A 14,857-nucleotide genomic window follows, 5' to 3' on the forward strand; every position below is an offset into this window, starting at 1 on the left:
CGGAACCACCCTAGCCACGCGCGCACGGCCCCGGACCCGACCGATCGGGGGGTTCGCCCAGCGGTACGGCGGGTGCGCCGGGCGGGCGGATCCGGTCCGGACGGGCCACCCCGACCGGGCCCTGAAGCCTCAGGCCAGCAGGATCCCCTCGAGGTTCTCCAGGGCCTGCCGCGCGTAACCGCGCCACAGCCGCCCGAGCACGGGCACCAGCCGGGCTGCGACCGGCGACGCCGGGTGCACGGTCCAGGCCCAGGTCACGCGGCAGCCGGTGCCCGCAGGCACGAACCGCCAGGCGCCGTCCACCTGAGCGGCCAGCGGCTTGAGCGGCCCGGTGATCTCGTCGATGCGGTAGCCGAAGACCGAGGGCCGGTCGACGATCGTCAGCGTCTCGCGCAGCGTGCCCCCGTCGGAGAGCACGATGCGTCGGGACTGGCCGAGCGTCCCCCACGGCTCGGGACCGGTGACCGCCTTGATCGGGGGCAGCAGCCCGTAGCGGTGCCGGAACAGGTGCGGCAGCGGGTGAACGATCGTGGTGTCGTAGGCGTGCTCGACGGGGCAGGGGTAGGAGCGGGAGGCCTCGAGCCGGAGGGGCGACATGACCCGACTCTAGGGCCCTGCCGCTCCCCCGCTCACGAGCGCGTCAGCGGGACGCGCCCACGGTGTCGGCCTCGGTGTCGGCCTCGGAGTCGGCGTCGCGGTCGGCGCCGGGGTCGGTCCGGTCCACCTCGGAACGGCTCCGGTCCTGCTGCACGGGGGCAGTGCGGCGGCCTCCCGGGATCGCGACGAGCAGCACCGCCGCCGCGGCCACCAGCAGCCCGGCGGAGGTCAGGTAGGCCAGGCCCATCCCGTCCACGAACGCGGCGCGGGCACCGGCGGCGAGGCCGCTGCCCGCCTCCCCCAGGTGGGCGGCGATCCCGAGCGCTGCCGCGAGCGACTCCCGGGCGGCGTCGACGAGGTGGCTCGGCGCCCCGGCGGGCGCTGCGTCCGCGACCCCGGCGCGGTACTGCTGGTTGAGCAGGCTGCCGAGGACCGCGATGCCGAGCGTGCCGCCGACTTCGCGGGCCGCGTCGTTCACCGCGGAGGCGACGCCCTGCTTGCTCGCCGGGAGGGCGGAGACGATGTCCGTCGTCGCCGGGGCCGTGGCCAGCGCCATCCCGGCCCCGACCGGGACCAGCCCCGCGAGCAGCAGCCAGTACGAGGACCCGGTGTCGAGCTGCGAGACCACCAGCATGCCGGTGGCCATGAGCAGGAGGCCGGCCACGGCCAGCGGGCGCCGACTGACCCGCGCAGCGAGGTGGGGCACCCGGCGGGACAGCCCGCCGAGGACCATCGCCATCGGCACCAGCGCCAGCCCGGCCTCGAGCGGCGAGTACCCGAGCACCAGCTGGACGTACTGCACGACCAGGAAGATGAAGCCGAAGAAGACGAAGAACTGCAGGGTGATGGACAGGACACCTGAGCTGAAGTCCCGCCGGGCGAACAGCCGCGGGTCGAGCAGCGGCTCCTCGGCCACCAGGCCCCACACCACCCAGGCGACCAGGCCGGCGGCACCCACCCCGAGCGCTCCCAGGGTCAGCGGGTCGGTCCAGCCCCGCACCGGCCCCTCGATGGCGGCGAACACGATCCCGGCCAGGGCGAGCACCGAGAGCACCGCACCCACGTGGTCGACGCGGGGGGCGCCCTCGTCGCGCGAGTCCGGGATCCGGCGTACGGCGCGGGCGGCGACCGCGAGGCCGACCACGGCGCTGAACCAGAACACCGACTGCCAGCCCCACACCTCGAGCAGCAGGCCGGAGGCGAGGAGCCCGAGCACGGCACCGGCGCCGGCCACGCCGATCCAGGCCCCGACCGCCTTGCCGCGCTGCTCGCGCGGGAAGGAGCTGGTGATGATCGACAGCGTGGTGGGCATGACCAGCGCCGCCCCGACTCCCATCAGCCCACGCAGCGCGATCAGCACCTCCGGGCTCGAGGTCAGGGCGGCGAGCGCGGCGCCGGCGGCGAACACCACGAGCCCGGCGACCAGCACCGGCTTGCGGCCGTAGCGGTCCCCCAGCGCGCCGGCCGGCAGCAGCAGGCCAGCGAAGACCAGGGCGTAGGCGTCGACGATCCACTGGAGCTGGCTCATCGAGGCGTCGGTGTCGGCCGCCAGGTCGGGCAGGGCGACGTTCAGCGCGGGGACGGCGGCCACCACCAGCCCCAGCGACAGCAGGACGACGGCAAGCACCCCCCGGCTCTGCGTGGTCGGGTCGTGAGCAGGCATCGCGGTCTCTCCTCGGCTGGAAGCTAGAAGTCAACACGTGTTGACATCATGGTCCTGCCCACTGTGCCCGCCCGCCCCCAGAAAGTCAACACCTGTTGAATTCTGGTCCTGCGTGTGGGAGCGTGACGCCATGACCAGCACCCGGGACGACCCGCGGCCGACCAAGTCGCAACGCACGAAGGCCGCCATCCTCGTCGCCGCGCGGGAGCACTTCGCGCGGGACGGGTACGATCGGACGACCGTGCGATCGGTCGCGGCGCAGGCCTCGGTCGACCCGGCCCTGGTGATCCGATACTTCTCCAGCAAGGAGGCGCTGTTCGCCGCCGCGGTGGACGTCGACCTGATGCTGCCCGACCTCGCGTCCGTCCCCCGGGGCGAGCTGGGTGCGCGCCTCACCCGCCACTTCCTCGAGCGCTGGGAGGGCGGCCTGAGCGACGACGTGCTGGTGATCCTGCTCCGCTCGGCGGTGAGCAACGAGCAGGCCGCCGACCGGCTGCGTGCGGTCTTCAGCGAGCAGGTGGCCTCCACGATCGGCGCCCTCGCGCCGCGTCGGGACGCCGGGCGCCGCGCCGGCCTGGTCGCCAGCCAGCTGCTCGGCCTGGCCCTGACCCGCTACCTCCTGCGGCTGCCCGGCATCGCGGACCGCCCCGCCGACGACGTGCTCGCCGACGTCGGGCCGACGATCCAGCGCTACCTCACCCAGGACCTCGGCTGAGCCGGAGCGAGGTCAGCGCTCGTCCTCGAACACGACGTGGTCGGAGCCAGCCACGGCACTGCTCAGGCCGGCAGGGTGCACCGACTCGAGCACGCTGCGCAGGCGGGCACGCTGCGGCTCGGGGCACTCCACGAGCAGCCGTTCGTTGCCGCCGACCAGCTCGGTGACGCTGGTGAACCCCGCGTGGCTCAAGGCGGTCTTGAAGACGACGGGGTCGACGCCGTTGGGGATGGCGTAGACGATCGTGTGGACCTGTGGGTCGTGCAGGCGCTCCTCGGTCTGCGACTCGGCCCGCCCCCAGGAGCGCAGGAGCAGAGCGGTCGCGACGATGAGGACCAGCGCCACCACGAGCAGGATCCCTGCTGCGAGCATGACTACCCTCCTCGACTCCGGGGCCCCGACCGGGGCCGGCCGGGCGGCGCCGGGGCGACACCGCCCTCTGTGCCTTCCAGCGTGGGGAGGGAGTCCCTCCGGCGACCAGTGCCGTGGGTCCCGGGCGGACGGTCGTTGGTCCCGACGGCGAGCCCACGGGGCCCGGGGCGTGGGGAGACGGGTGAGGGTGGGCGCAAAGGGATTCGAACCCCTGACCGCTGGTTTGTAAGACCAGAGCTCTACCGCTGAGCTATACGCCCCGAAGCGCGGCACAGACTACGCGAGGCGCCGGCCGGCACCGGAATCCGTCCCGGGGAGTCGCCGGAACGGGGGTGTGTGCGGGCCGCGAGCGCTTATAAAGGCTGCGACCGCCGGCGTCTCGGGTCACCAGCGGTCGCAACAAGTACAAGTGTGTACCACCGCTCCAAACTTGTCTGCCCCTTCCCCGGAAAACTGGCGAAATCCGGTACCAACGGGTCATTGGGTCTAGGCCAATGAGCGCAGCCGGGACAGGTGCTCGTCGAGGTCGCGACCCTCGGGGTTGGCGTGGTGCACCGACCAGCGGACCACGCCCTCCTTGTCCAGGACGTACGACGAGCGCCGCGGGCAGCCGCGCTTCTCGTCGAAGACGCCGTACTTCTGCGTCACCTCGCCGTGCGGCCAGAAGTCGGAGAGCAGCGGGAAGTTCAGCCCGTCGGAGTCGGCGAACGCGCGCAGCGCGTAGACCGGGTCGCACGAGATCGCGAGCACCTCGGTGTCGAACGTCAGGAACTGGTCGAGCCGGGCCCGGATGCCCGCCATCTCCCCCGTGCACACACCCGAGAACGCGAACGGGAAGAAGAAGATCGCCACGGCCTTCCGCCCACGGAACGACGAGAGGGCGACGTCTTGCCCGAACTGGTCGCGCAGGCAGAAGTCCGGCGCAGCAGCACCGGTCTCGAGGGCCTGGACCAGACCGCCTGCCTTAGGATCGGCGACGTTCTCGACCAGGGGGTTTCCATGACTGTCCATCACCGTCATCTTCGCACCACCATGGCTGCGCTCGCGGCCGGGCTGCTGGTTCTGGTCAGCGGGTGCAGCGAGGAGACCGGTGCCGGCGACGCAGCCATGGGAGCCCCGGCGAGCAGCACCGCCTCGCCGACCCCGGACCCGCTGGCAGGAGCGCCCACCGTGGACGCCTGCTACAAGATGACCTACGCCAGGTCGCAGGCGGCGACCAACGGCTCCGCCCCGGTCAACTGCTACGACGACCACACCACGATCACCTACTACGTCGGCACCTTCCCCGACGACGCGGCCGCCTCCGACCCGGTGCAGGTGCGCAAGGACTGCACGGCCCACCTCGCCGAGGGCCTCGGCCTCTCGAAGAAGGAGCTCAGGTCCTCGGTCTTCAGCTGGATCTGGTTCGAGCCGACGACCAGCCAGTGGAGCGCCGGGGCCCGGTGGTTCCGCTGCGACGCCAAGGCAGAGACCGGTGGCCGGCTCAAGCTGCTGCCGGCCGGCAGCTCGCCGATCCTGACCGACGGGGTCCCCGACGCCTACTTCCGCTGCGTCGACAACCGCAACGACCAGGGCAGGTACGTCACCTGCGACCAGAAGCACGACTACCGCTGGGCGGGCTACTTCCAGGCCAGGGGCGGGGCGTCGTACCCGTCACGGAAGGCCTTCGAGAAGCAGGGCAAGGGCTGCTACGAGTTCACCGACAACGGCGCCTACTGGGTCACCTGGCCGCTGGAGCCCGGCTGGGACAACGGCGACCGCGAGATGAACTGCTACAAGCTCACCGCCGGGTGACCCGGCGCCGGCTCAGCCGTCCGCGGGCTCATCGGGCTCGGCCAGCTCGCGCTTGAGCACCTTGCCGGTGGCGTTGCGCGGCAGCTCGTCGAGGAAGACGATCTCGCGCGGCACCTTGTAGCGCGCCAGGTTGGACTTCACCCAGGCCTTGAGGTCGTCCTCGTCGACACCGCCCGTGGTGACCACGAACGCCCGCAGCCGGGTGCCGAACTGGTCGTCGTCCACCCCGACCGCGGCCGCCTCGACCACCTTCTCGTGACGGGCCAGGCAGTCCTCGACCTCCTTGGGGAAGACGTTCTCGCCGCCGGAGACGATCATCTCGTCGTCGCGGCCCTCCACGAAGAGCCGGCCGTCCTCGTCGAAGCGGCCGACGTCGCCGCTGGACATGAGCCCGTCGACCATGTCCTTGTGGCCGCCGCCGGTGTAGCCCTCGAAGAGAAGCGAGTTGCCCACGAAGATCCGGCCGGCCTGCCCGGCGGGCACCTCCTTGCCCGCGTCGTCGAGGATGCGTACGACGGTCGCGTGCGGCGGCTTGCCCGCCGTACCGGGGGCCTCGCGGAGGTCCTGCGGCGTGGCCACCGACGCGTAGGCCACCTCGGTGGAGCCGTAGATGTTGTAGAGCGTGTCCCCGAACCGGTCCATCCAGGTGGTTGCCAGGTCGCCGGGCATCGCCGAGCCCGAGGCCGCGACGGCCTTCACCGTGGAGAGGTCGTACCGGTCGAGGACCTCGTCGGGGAGCTGGAGGATCCGCTGCAGCATCACCGGGATGACCGCCAGCGAGTCGCACCGGTTGCGCTCGGTGACCGCGAGGGCGTTCTCGGGGTCGAACTTCCGGGTGAGCACCACGGTCGACCCGAGCAGCATGCCGAGCGCGAGATGGGCGTACCCCCAGGTGTGGAAGAGCGGGGCGGCGATGTGGGTCTTCCAGCCGTGCTTGAGCGGCATCCGCGACAGCAGGGAGACCGCGGCGTCGATGCCGGCCTCGTTGCGCGGTGCGCCCTTGGGCGTGCCGGTGGTGCCGGAGGTGAGGATCACGATCCGCGCGTGCCGCTTCGGGGGCGTGAGGTCGTCGGCGGACCCCGCGGTGATCAGCTTCTCCAGCGTGTCCTGGTCCTCGGCGGGCTCCCCGTCGGTCCAGGCGAGCACCCGGGCCGCGACGTCGGCGCCGTCGAGCAGCCCGGTGAACTCCTCGTCGTGCACCACGAGGACCGGCTTCTCACGCTCCAGCACGTCGACCAGCTGCGGTCCGGCGAACGCGGTGTTGAGGTAGAGCACGTCGGCGCCGAGCTTGGCCACGGCCAGGCTGATGTCGACAAAGCCGCGGTGGTTGCGGCACATCACCGCGACGCTGTCACCCTCGCCGAGACCGCGGGACCGCAGCGAGGAGGCGAGCGCGTTGCTGCGCCGGTGCACCTCGCCGAAGGTGAGCGGGCCGAGGTCGTCGATGAGGCCGGTCCGGTCGGGGTGGCGCACTGCGAGCGTGGTGAAACCACCCGCAGGGCCGGTGCCCCACTCCCGGAGCGTCGTGGCCAGCCTGGCCAGCGTGCGCGGCGAGTAGGGACGGATCACTCCCGACCTGGCGAGCACCGCCGCCGACGTGATTCCCGAGGACAGTCGTGCAGCGGCCTTGCTCATGAAAGCGGGGGGTCCTTTCGGTCAGCGGTTGGACTTGGGGGCCACCAGCCGGGTGGCGGCCCAGTCCTTGCTGACGGCGGCGGTGGTGGTCTGGGAGAGACCGGCGATCGGCGCGGCCTCGGCGATGTCGGCCGGGTCCACGGCGCCCGAGCGGCCGACCTTGGGGGTCAGCAGCCAGATGGCACCGCCGCCCACCAGGTCGGTGAGCGCGTCGACCAGTGCGTCGACCAGGTCGCCGTCGTCGTCGCGCCACCAGAGGAGGACCGCGTCGACGACGTTGCCGTAGTCACCGTCCACCAGGTCCGCGTCGATCGCGTCCTCGATCGCCACCCGGACCTGGTCGTCGGTGTCGCTGTCCCACCCGAGCTCCTGGACCACCAGGCCCTTGGTGAACCCCAGCCGCTCCGCGGCACTCTGCTGGGCGGCGTCCCCACCCGTGGTCGAACTCACTGACTCCTCCATCGTCTGGACGACGGCCCGTCTCCGGGCGTCCGGTGGGGAGTAGTCCAGCGGAGTTCGTGCCCTCCCGCAACCTGTTCCACCATGTCGGACATCGTGCCGCACGATCTCCGGGTTGTGCTCGTCCCGCACCGGACGACCCGCCCGGGCCTTGACCGGACACCGCCCCATACCTAGATTGTCTAGGTATGGCGAGCAACCAGCTCAGCGGCAACCTCGACCTCTTGCTGCTCTCCGTCCTGACCGCCGGGGAGGCCCACGGGTACGCCGTGATCACGCGGCTCCGCGAACGATCGGACGGCGCCTTCGACCTGCCGGAGGGCACCGTCTACCCAGCCCTGCACCGCCTCGAGCGGGACGGGCTGCTCACGAGCCGCTGGGACCGCGGGTCCGGCCGCCGCCGCCGCGCGTACGCCCTCACCCAGGACGGCCACCGGGCACTGGAGCAGAAGCGTCGCTCGTGGCACGACTTCAGCCGGGGCGTGCGCGCCGTGATCGACCCGGGGGTCCCCCGGGCGACGGTGACGCCGTGAGCCCGCACGCCCACGGGCCCGGCCCGGAGGAGCCGATCGAGGAGTACCTCGACGCACTGCTCCCGACGCTCCGGCCCGCCCCGCGCCGTACACCGAACCCTGGCCGAGGTGGAGGCGCACCTGCTGGACTCCGCCGCCGCGCTCGAGGTGACGGGCCTCGAGCGGACCGCCGCCGAGCGGGCCGCGGTGGCCGCGTTCGGCGCCCCCGAGGTGGTGGCGGACACCCCGGCCGTGCTCGACCTGCGGTCGCTCCTCCGGCCGGCTGTCCTGTTCGCCGCCGTCGGCCTCGTCGCGATCGGCGTCAGCGGGCTGGTGTCCGAGGTCATGGGACGGGTCTGGGGCGCCGGGTTCGTGGCCGGCGACCTGCCCGGGGCGACGTACACCCCGGCCCGCTGCGCCGAGCTCGAGGAGTACTTCCCCGGCCACGGCTGCCTGTCCGCAGCGGCCCGGCACCACTGGGGCGAGGTCGTGGAGTACCGCGTCGCCGCCGGGGTGCTCGGGCTCGTCCTGCTGGTGGTGTGGCGGTTCCTGCCGCAGCGGGGACGCCTCCCCTCCGGGTACGTCGCGGTCGCCGGGGTGGTCGTCTTCGGTCTGGGAGCGGCGGCCCTGGCGGTGGAGACGCTGGACACGGGGACCGGTGGGTGGGGCGGCGTCGGTCAGTGGCTCAGCGCGGCTGTCGTGGCCGCTCTCGTGGCACTCGGGTACGCCGTGCGGCTGACCGGCGACCTGCGTCCTCCGCGTCCGCCGGCCGTCGGGCGCGGACGTACTGGCCGGTAGATTTTCCGGCGCCTGCGAGCGTGCGACGATGAGGCACGTGAACGACTCTTCTCGTGCTTCGACTCCCCCCACGCCGGCCGTCATCCACGAGGGCCTGCCCACCCAGCTCCCCGACATCGACCCGGACGAGACCAACGAGTGGATCGACTCGTTCGACGCGATGATCGACGACCGTGGCCGCGAGCGCGCGCGCTACGTCATGCTGCGGCTGCTCGAGCGTGCCCGGGAGAAGCAGGTCGGTGTCCCCGCCCTGCGCAGCACCGACTACATCAACACCATCCCGCCGGAGCGTGAGCCCTGGTTCCCGGGCGACGAGGAGGTGGAGCGCCGGATCCGCGCGTTCCTCCGCTGGAACGCCGCGGTCATGGTCTCCAGCGCCAATCGCAAGGGGCTCGAGGTCGGCGGCCACATCGCGACGTACCAGTCCTCGGCCAGCCTCTACGAGGTCGGCTTCAACCACTTCTTCCGCGGCAAGGACCACCCCGGCGGCGGCGACCAGATCTTCATCCAGGGTCACGCCTCCCCCGGCATCTACTCGCGGGCCTTCCTCGAGGGCCGGCTCACCGAGGACCAGCTCTACCGGTTCCGGCAGGAGGTCCAGCACGGGCCCGGCGCCGGCCTCCCGTCGTACCCCCACCCCCGGCTGATGCCGGACTTCTGGGAGTTCCCGACGGTGTCGATGGGCCTGACCGCGCTCAACGCGATCTACCAGGCGCGGTTCAACCGTTACCTCTCCAACCGCGGCATCAAGGACACCTCCGAGCAGCACGTCTGGGCGTTCCTCGGCGACGGCGAGATGGGTGAGCCCGAGTCGCTCGGCGCGATCTCGCTGGCCGCAAGGGAGGAGCTCGACAACCTCACGTTCGTCGTCAACTGCAACCTGCAGCAGCTCGACGGCCCGGTCCGCGGCAACGGCAAGATCATCCAGGAGCTGGAGTCGGTCTTCCGCGGCGCCGGCTGGAACGTCGTCAAGGTCGTGTGGGGCCGCGAGTGGGACCAGCTGCTGGCCCGCGACGTCGACGGCGTCCTGGTCAACCGGATGAACACCACCCCGGACGGCCAGTTCCAGACCTACTCCACGGAGAAGGGCGACTACATCCGCGAGCACTTCTTCGGCGCCGACCCCCGGCTGCGGAAGATGGTCGAGCACATGACCGACGAGCAGATCGTGAAGCTGCCGCGCGGTGGCCACGACTACCGCAAGGTGTACGCCGCGTTCGACGCCGCGCACCGCCACGTCGGCCAGCCGACCGTGATCCTCGCCAAGACCATCAAGGGCTGGACCATCGACGCGCTCGAGGGCAAGAACGCGACGCACCAGATGAAGAAGCTCACGATGGACGACCTCAAGAAGTTCCGCGACCGGCTCTACCTGCCGATCGGCGACCGGGACCTCGAGCAGTCCTACGAGCAGACCGGTGCCGCACCGTTCTTCCACCCCGGCAACGAGGCTCCCGAGATCGAGTACATGATGGAGCGGCGCCGGGCCCTCGGCGGCTCGCTGCCGCGTCGTCTCGACCGGTCCAAGGCGCTCAAGCTCCCCGGCGACGAGGTCTACTCCGAGCTGAAGCAGGGCTCGGGCAAGAACAAGATCGCCACCACGATGGCCGTCGTCCGCCTGCTCAAGGACTGGATGAAGGACCCGGAGATCGGCAAGCGGGTCGTGCCGATCGCACCCGACGAGTACCGCACCTTCGGCATGGACTCGATGTTCCCGACCGCGAAGGTCTACAACCCGGGCGGCCAGCAGTACGAGTCGGTCGACCGCAAGCTGCTGCTCGCCTACAAGGAGTCCCCGCAGGGCCAGATGCTGCACGAGGGCATCTCCGAGGCGGGCGCGATGGCGTCCGCGACCGCGGCCGGCTCGGCGTACTCCACGCACGGCGAGCACATGATCCCGTTCTACATCTTCTACTCGATGTTCGGGTTCCAGCGGACCGGCGACTCGGTGTGGGCGATGGCCGACCAGCTCGCGCGCGGCTTCCTGGTCGGCGCCACCGCCGGCCGGACCACGCTGACCGGCGAGGGCCTCCAGCACGCCGACGGCCACTCGCCGCTGCTCGCGGCCACCAACCCGGCAGTCGTCCACTACGACCCGGCGTTCGCCTACGAGATCAGCCACATCATGCAGGCCGGCCTCGAGCGGATGTACGGCGAGGACGCCCAGAACGTCATCTACTACCTGACCGTCTACAACGAGCCGGTGGCGCAGCCGGCCGAGCCGGAGGACGTCGACGTCGAGGGCATCCTGCGCGGCATGCACAAGGTCTCCACCTCCGACCACGAGGGCCCGCGGGTCCAGCTGCTCGCCTCCGGCGTCGGCTTCCCCTGGGTCGTCGACGCACAGCGGATGCTGGCCGAGGAGTGGGGCATCGCCGCCGACACCTGGTCGGTCACCTCGTGGAACGAGCTGGCCCGGGACGCGGTGGCGGCCGAGGAGTGGAACCTGCTGCACCCGGGCGAGGCCCCGCGGACGGCGTACGTCTCCGACAAGCTGGCCGGCGCCCACGGCCCGGTCGTGGCGGTCTCCGACTACATGCGCGCGGTCCCGCTGCAGATCGCGCGCTGGGTCCCCGGCGACTACCGGGTGCTCGGCGCCGACGGGTTCGGCTTCGCCGACACCCGCCCGGCCGCCCGTCGCTACTTCCACATCGACGCCCAGTCGGTCGTCGTCCAGGTGCTCCAGGCACTGGCCGACGCCGGCCAGGTGCCGCGGGAGAAGGTCGCCGAGGCCTTCGCGAAGTACCGCATCGACGACCCGACCGCGGTCGCCGACGTCAAGCAGGAGGGCGGGGACGCCTAGCTCCTCGTCCACGGTCCGCCCGGGGTCGTCGGCTCAGCCGGCACCCCGGGCGGTGTCATGTCCAGCGGTTGACGGGCAGATCCGTCGGTTGACAGCCGAAGTTCTGCCCGACAAGAGCAGGATTCCCCGGTCCACCGGGGAATCCTGCAGCGCCCGTCAGGCGCCGGACAGCGTGCGCAGCGGCGAGACCGGGGCGTGGCCGGCCTCGGCCTGCTGGACGGGTACGTCGCCCCCGTGCTCGAGGAGGGACCGGAGCCGGTCGCGGTCGTAGACGGCCGGCTGGGTGGTGCGCAGGAAGGTCTGGACGATCTTCACGAACCGCTGCGGGTGGTCCTTGTGCGGGAAGTGGCCGGCGTTCGGGACCACCTCGACCCGGCAGCCCGGGGCGAGCGCCTCCGCGGTGCGCGCGTGCCGAGCCGGGATCACGGCGTCGTCCTCGCCCCAGATCACGCACATCGGGACCGCCTCGGTGAGGTAGGCCCGGTCGGTCATGGTGACGATCTGGCCGCGCAGGTCGACCACGGCACGGGTGACGTGCCTGGTGGCCGCCAGCGCTCGGCGGTCCCGCCAGCTGTCCACGATCGCGGCCACCTCGTCGAGGTCCCGGGTGGCGTTGAGCCCGGTGCCGGCCAGCGCCCGCAGGCCCGCGGTGCCGACCTGGCGGACGCCGGGGAGGGTCAGCAGCCGCATCAGCGGGGTGAAGCCGGGCGTGGTGATCGCCCGGATCGCCGGGCTCACCTCGGGGCCGAGGCCCCCGGGGGCGACCAGGATCAGCCGCTCGGTCCGGTCGGGGAACTGGTAGGCGAACTGCATCGCCACCCCGCCGCCGAAGCTGTGGCCGACCACGGTCACCCGGTCGATGCCGAGCACGGTGAGCAGGTCGCGCATGCCGTTGGCGTAGCCGCCGAGCGAGTAGTCCGCGCGGGGCTTGTCGGAGAGCCCGTGACCGAGCAGGTCGGGTGCGATCACCGTGTAGCGCCGGGCCAGGTCGTGGATCACCGGGTCCCAGGTGGTGTGGTCGCAGGCCAGGCCGTGCAGCAGGAGCAGGACCGGCCCGGAACCGGTCTTCACGAACGCCCGCCGGTGCCCGTGCAGCGTGACGTACTGGACCTCCAGTGATCGGTGCACCAATGCTGCCTCCGGGGGCTTCGCGGCCGGGTGGTCGAGGTGGCTGCATCCCACCACAAGTTCACCGCGAATGCACCGGGACGCCCTTGTTCGTTGGGGTTTCGAGACCTGAAACCGTCCGGATGGATAGCCTCGGAGGGTGTCCGCAGCCCCGTCCGCCCCCCGCGAGGAGGCCTCCGCGCAGCTGCTCCGCGAGGTCGGCACCCTGAGCAACGCCGCGATGGCCCGGATGGAGTCGGAGAAGGCCTGGTTCGCGGACCTCTCCGCCGAGGACCGGTCCTGGGTCGGGATGATCGTCCAGGCCGGCATCCGGGGCTTCGTCGCGTGGTACCGCGACCACGGTGACTCCCGCACCGTGGCCACCGACGCGGACTCCGCGATCGCCGCCCAGGTCTTCGGCGCCGCCCCACGGGCCCTGGCCGGCGTGATCAACCTGCAGCAGACCGTGGAGCTGGTCCGGCTGACCATCGACGTGGTCGAGGAGAACCTCGACCAGCTGCTCGGCGCCCAGCAGGCCCGCACGGTCCACGACGGCCTGCTCCGCTACGGCCGCGAGCTCGCGTTCGCCACCGCCGAGGTCTACGCCCGGGCCGCCGAGGCCCGCGGCGCCTGGGACGCGCGGCTCGAGGCCCTGGTCGTCGACTCGGTCATGCGGGCCGACGCCGACGCCACCGTGCTGTCCCGCGCCGGCGCGCTGGGCTGGGGAGGGCACGGCGACGTCGTCGTGGTGCTGGGCCGGGCGCCGGCCAGCCCGGCGTCCGACGCCGTGTTCGACGACGTACGCCGGTCGGCGCGGGTGGCGGGCGTCGACGCGCTGTGCGCCACCCAGGGCGACCAGATGGTGGTCGTGCTCGGCAACGTCGCCGACCCGGAGCGGGCCGCCGGCGCGGTGCAGCACCACTTCGCGGAGGGCGCGGTGGTGTTCGGGCCGCCCGCGGCCGACCTCTCCCACGCCCACCGCTCCGCCACCGCCGCGCTGGCCGGGATGCGGGTGGCCGCGGCCTGGCCCGGCGCGCCGCGACCGGTGTCGGCGGAGGACCTGCTCCCCGAGCGGGCCCTGGCCGGCGACGAGGCGGCCCGCCGGCAGCTGGTGCTCGAGGTCTACCGGCCGCTGGTCGAGGCCAAGGGCACGCTGATCGAGACGCTGGACGCGTGGTTCGACCACGGCGCCTCGGTGGAGGGCGCGGCGCGGGTGCTGTTCGTGCACGCGAACACCGTCCGCTACCGGCTCCGGCAGGTCGGCGACCTCACCGGGCTGACCCCCACCCAGCCCCGGCACGCCTACACGATCGCGGTCGCGCTCTCGCTCGGTCGGCTGGCCGACCCCGCAGTTACCGACCGGTCGCCGTTTTTGTAGGAACCTGACAAAGGAACGCGGCGGTATTTCGTGCGCCCCCGAGGCGCACCGGGTCGTCCCGACACGGCAGAGTGGACACCGTGCTGGTCATCCTCGCTCCCGGTCAAGGCGCCCAGACGCCCGGTTTCCTCCAGCCCTGGCTGGAGGACGCGCAGAGTGCTGCGCGGCTCGAACGGCTCTCGGAGGTGGCCGGCCTCGACCTCGGCCACTACGGCACCGAGGCCGACGCGGAGACCATCCGCGACACCAGGATCGCGCAGCCGCTGCTGGTCGCCGCCGGCCTGCTGGCCGGACTCGACCTGGTCCCGGCCGACGCGCTCGGCCGGGTCGGTGCGCTGGCCGGGCACAGCGTCGGCGAGCTCACCGTCGCCGGCCTGTCCGGTGCGCTGACCGCCGAGGAGGCCGTCCAGCTGGTCCGCGAGCGTGGCGAGGCCATGGCGGAGGCCGCTGCGGCCACGCCGACCAGCATGACCGCGGTCCTCGGGGGCGACCGGGACGACGTGCTGGCCGCGATCGAGAAGCAGGGCCTCACCCCGGCGAACGACAACGGCCCCGGCCAGATCGTGGCAGCCGGCACCGTCGACCAGCTCGCGGCGTTCGCCGAGGAGCCACCCGCCCGGGCCCGGCTGATCCCGCTGTCGGTGGCCGGCGCCTTCCACACCGAGCACATGGCGCCCGCGGTGTCCCGGGTCGACGCGCTCGCCGCCACCATCACCCCGCAGGACCCCGCCACCCGCGTCATCAGCAACGCCGACGGCCAGGTGGTGGCCTCCGGAGCCGACGTACTGGCCCGGATCGTGGCCCAGATCAGCCGTCCCGTCCGTTGGGACCTGTGCATGGAGACCATGCTCGAGCTCGGCGTCACCGGCGTCCTCGAGCTGCCGCCCGCCGGCACCCTCACCGGCATCGCCAAGCGGGCGATGAAGGGGGTCGAGAGCTTCGCTCTCAAGACACCCGACCAGCTCGACGAGGCCCGCGCCTTCGTCGACAAGCACGCCGAGTCCACGGCAGGAGACCTGTGACC

At 72.3% G+C, this 14,857-nt stretch carries 14 protein-coding genes and 1 tRNA gene; 7 read left to right on the forward strand and 8 right to left on the reverse strand.

The window, feature by feature from the left end; translation table 11 throughout:
- Positions 1-129 precede the first annotated feature (129 nt).
- Positions 130-597: an SRPBCC family protein gene (locus EKO23_RS10925; protein ID WP_134717140.1), complete on the reverse strand. Its 468-nt coding sequence runs from the start codon at positions 595-597 to the stop codon at positions 130-132.
- A gap of 43 nt (positions 598-640) precedes the next feature.
- The gene (locus EKO23_RS10930) at positions 641-2,260 is read right to left on the reverse strand and encodes an MFS transporter (RefSeq protein ID WP_134717142.1); all 1,620 of its coding nucleotides are present in this window, start codon (positions 2,258-2,260) and stop codon (positions 641-643) included.
- A gap of 130 nt (positions 2,261-2,390) precedes the next feature.
- Here EKO23_RS10930 and EKO23_RS10935 point away from each other — a divergent pair, with 130 nt between their 5' ends.
- Positions 2,391-2,975: a TetR/AcrR family transcriptional regulator gene (locus tag EKO23_RS10935; protein ID WP_134717144.1), complete on the forward strand. Its 585-nt coding sequence runs from the start codon at positions 2,391-2,393 to the stop codon at positions 2,973-2,975.
- Positions 2,976-2,987: 12 nt separating this feature from the next.
- Here the strand turns inward: EKO23_RS10935 and EKO23_RS10940 are convergent, their stop codons facing one another.
- The 3 genes from EKO23_RS10940 to EKO23_RS10950 all read right to left on the reverse strand — a co-directional run bounded on the left by EKO23_RS10940 (position 2,988) and on the right by EKO23_RS10950 (position 4,358).
- On the reverse strand, positions 2,988-3,347 hold the full coding sequence (locus EKO23_RS10940; protein WP_134717146.1) for a hypothetical protein: 360 nt from the start codon (positions 3,345-3,347) through the stop codon (positions 2,988-2,990).
- A gap of 188 nt (positions 3,348-3,535) precedes the next feature.
- Positions 3,536-3,607: transfer RNA gene (locus tag EKO23_RS10945), tRNA-Val, on the reverse strand.
- Positions 3,608-3,833: 226 nt separating this feature from the next.
- The gene (locus EKO23_RS10950) at positions 3,834-4,358 is read right to left on the reverse strand and encodes a peroxiredoxin (RefSeq protein WP_134717148.1); all 525 of its coding nucleotides are present in this window, start codon (positions 4,356-4,358) and stop codon (positions 3,834-3,836) included.
- On the opposite strand from EKO23_RS10950, the gene EKO23_RS10955 reads away from it, so the two are divergent.
- A complete protein-coding gene (locus EKO23_RS10955; protein WP_134717150.1) occupies positions 4,347-5,141 on the forward strand; it encodes a septum formation family protein in 795 nt (264 codons plus the stop codon). The genes EKO23_RS10950 and EKO23_RS10955 overlap by 12 nt on opposite strands.
- A gap of 12 nt (positions 5,142-5,153) precedes the next feature.
- Here EKO23_RS10955 and EKO23_RS10960 read toward each other — a convergent pair whose 3' ends face one another.
- Together EKO23_RS10960 and EKO23_RS10965 are read right to left on the reverse strand one after the other, a co-directional pair.
- Positions 5,154-6,776, reverse strand: a complete 1,623-nt coding sequence (locus EKO23_RS10960; RefSeq protein WP_134717152.1) for an AMP-binding protein — start codon at positions 6,774-6,776, stop codon at positions 5,154-5,156.
- Between the two features lie 21 nt (positions 6,777-6,797).
- Complete coding sequence (locus EKO23_RS10965; protein WP_425464391.1) at positions 6,798-7,226, reverse strand: DUF3052 domain-containing protein; 429 nt, start codon at positions 7,224-7,226, stop codon at positions 6,798-6,800.
- 197 nt (positions 7,227-7,423) lie between these two features.
- Here EKO23_RS10965 and EKO23_RS10970 point away from each other — a divergent pair, with 197 nt between their 5' ends.
- The 3 genes from EKO23_RS10970 (at position 7,424) to aceE (ending at position 11,348) form a co-directional block, all read left to right on the forward strand.
- Entirely contained in the window at positions 7,424-7,768 is a 345-nt protein-coding gene (locus EKO23_RS10970; RefSeq protein ID WP_134717156.1) for a PadR family transcriptional regulator, read from the forward strand.
- Positions 7,769-7,876: 108 nt separating this feature from the next.
- A complete protein-coding gene (locus tag EKO23_RS10975; protein ID WP_134717158.1) occupies positions 7,877-8,545 on the forward strand; it encodes a hypothetical protein in 669 nt (222 codons plus the stop codon).
- A 37-nt stretch (positions 8,546-8,582) separates the two neighbouring features.
- Entirely contained in the window at positions 8,583-11,348 is a 2,766-nt protein-coding gene (aceE, locus tag EKO23_RS10980; RefSeq protein WP_246051023.1) for a pyruvate dehydrogenase (acetyl-transferring), homodimeric type, read from the forward strand.
- Between the two features lie 156 nt (positions 11,349-11,504).
- On the opposite strand, the gene EKO23_RS10985 is transcribed toward aceE, so the two are convergent.
- A complete protein-coding gene (locus EKO23_RS10985) occupies positions 11,505-12,476 on the reverse strand; it encodes an alpha/beta fold hydrolase (RefSeq protein ID WP_246051024.1) in 972 nt (323 codons plus the stop codon).
- 139 nt (positions 12,477-12,615) lie between these two features.
- Here EKO23_RS10985 and EKO23_RS10990 point away from each other — a divergent pair, with 139 nt between their 5' ends.
- Complete coding sequence (locus EKO23_RS10990; protein WP_246051025.1) at positions 12,616-13,833, forward strand: PucR family transcriptional regulator; 1,218 nt, start codon at positions 12,616-12,618, stop codon at positions 13,831-13,833.
- Between the two features lie 80 nt (positions 13,834-13,913).
- On the forward strand, positions 13,914-14,855 hold the full coding sequence (locus EKO23_RS10995; protein ID WP_134717162.1) for an ACP S-malonyltransferase: 942 nt from the start codon (positions 13,914-13,916) through the stop codon (positions 14,853-14,855).
- The last annotated feature ends 2 nt before the right edge of the window (positions 14,856-14,857 follow it).

The organism is Nocardioides guangzhouensis, assembly GCF_004519545.1.
GTDB classification, from domain to species: Bacteria; Actinomycetota; Actinomycetes; order Propionibacteriales; family Nocardioidaceae; genus Nocardioides; species Nocardioides guangzhouensis.

What these genes read in the sequence shown, in the direction of transcription:
- EKO23_RS10960 (WP_134717152.1), bottom strand. Translation starts at nt 6,776, where the DNA reads ATGAGCAAGGCCGCTGCACGACTGTCCTCGGGAATCACGTCGGCGGCG.
- EKO23_RS10940 (WP_134717146.1), bottom strand. Translation starts at nt 3,347, where the DNA reads ATGCTCGCAGCAGGGATCCTGCTCGTGGTGGCGCTGGTCCTCATCGTC.
- EKO23_RS10925 (WP_134717140.1), bottom strand. Translation starts at nt 597, where the DNA reads ATGTCGCCCCTCCGGCTCGAGGCCTCCCGCTCCTACCCCTGCCCCGTC.
- EKO23_RS10935 (WP_134717144.1), top strand. Translation starts at nt 2,391, where the DNA reads ATGACCAGCACCCGGGACGACCCGCGGCCGACCAAGTCGCAACGCACG.
- EKO23_RS10970 (WP_134717156.1), top strand. Translation starts at nt 7,424, where the DNA reads ATGGCGAGCAACCAGCTCAGCGGCAACCTCGACCTCTTGCTGCTCTCC.
- EKO23_RS10930 (WP_134717142.1), bottom strand. Translation starts at nt 2,260, where the DNA reads ATGCCTGCTCACGACCCGACCACGCAGAGCCGGGGGGTGCTTGCCGTC.
- EKO23_RS10955 (WP_134717150.1), top strand. Translation starts at nt 4,347, where the DNA reads ATGACTGTCCATCACCGTCATCTTCGCACCACCATGGCTGCGCTCGCG.
- EKO23_RS10950 (WP_134717148.1), bottom strand. Translation starts at nt 4,358, where the DNA reads ATGGACAGTCATGGAAACCCCCTGGTCGAGAACGTCGCCGATCCTAAG.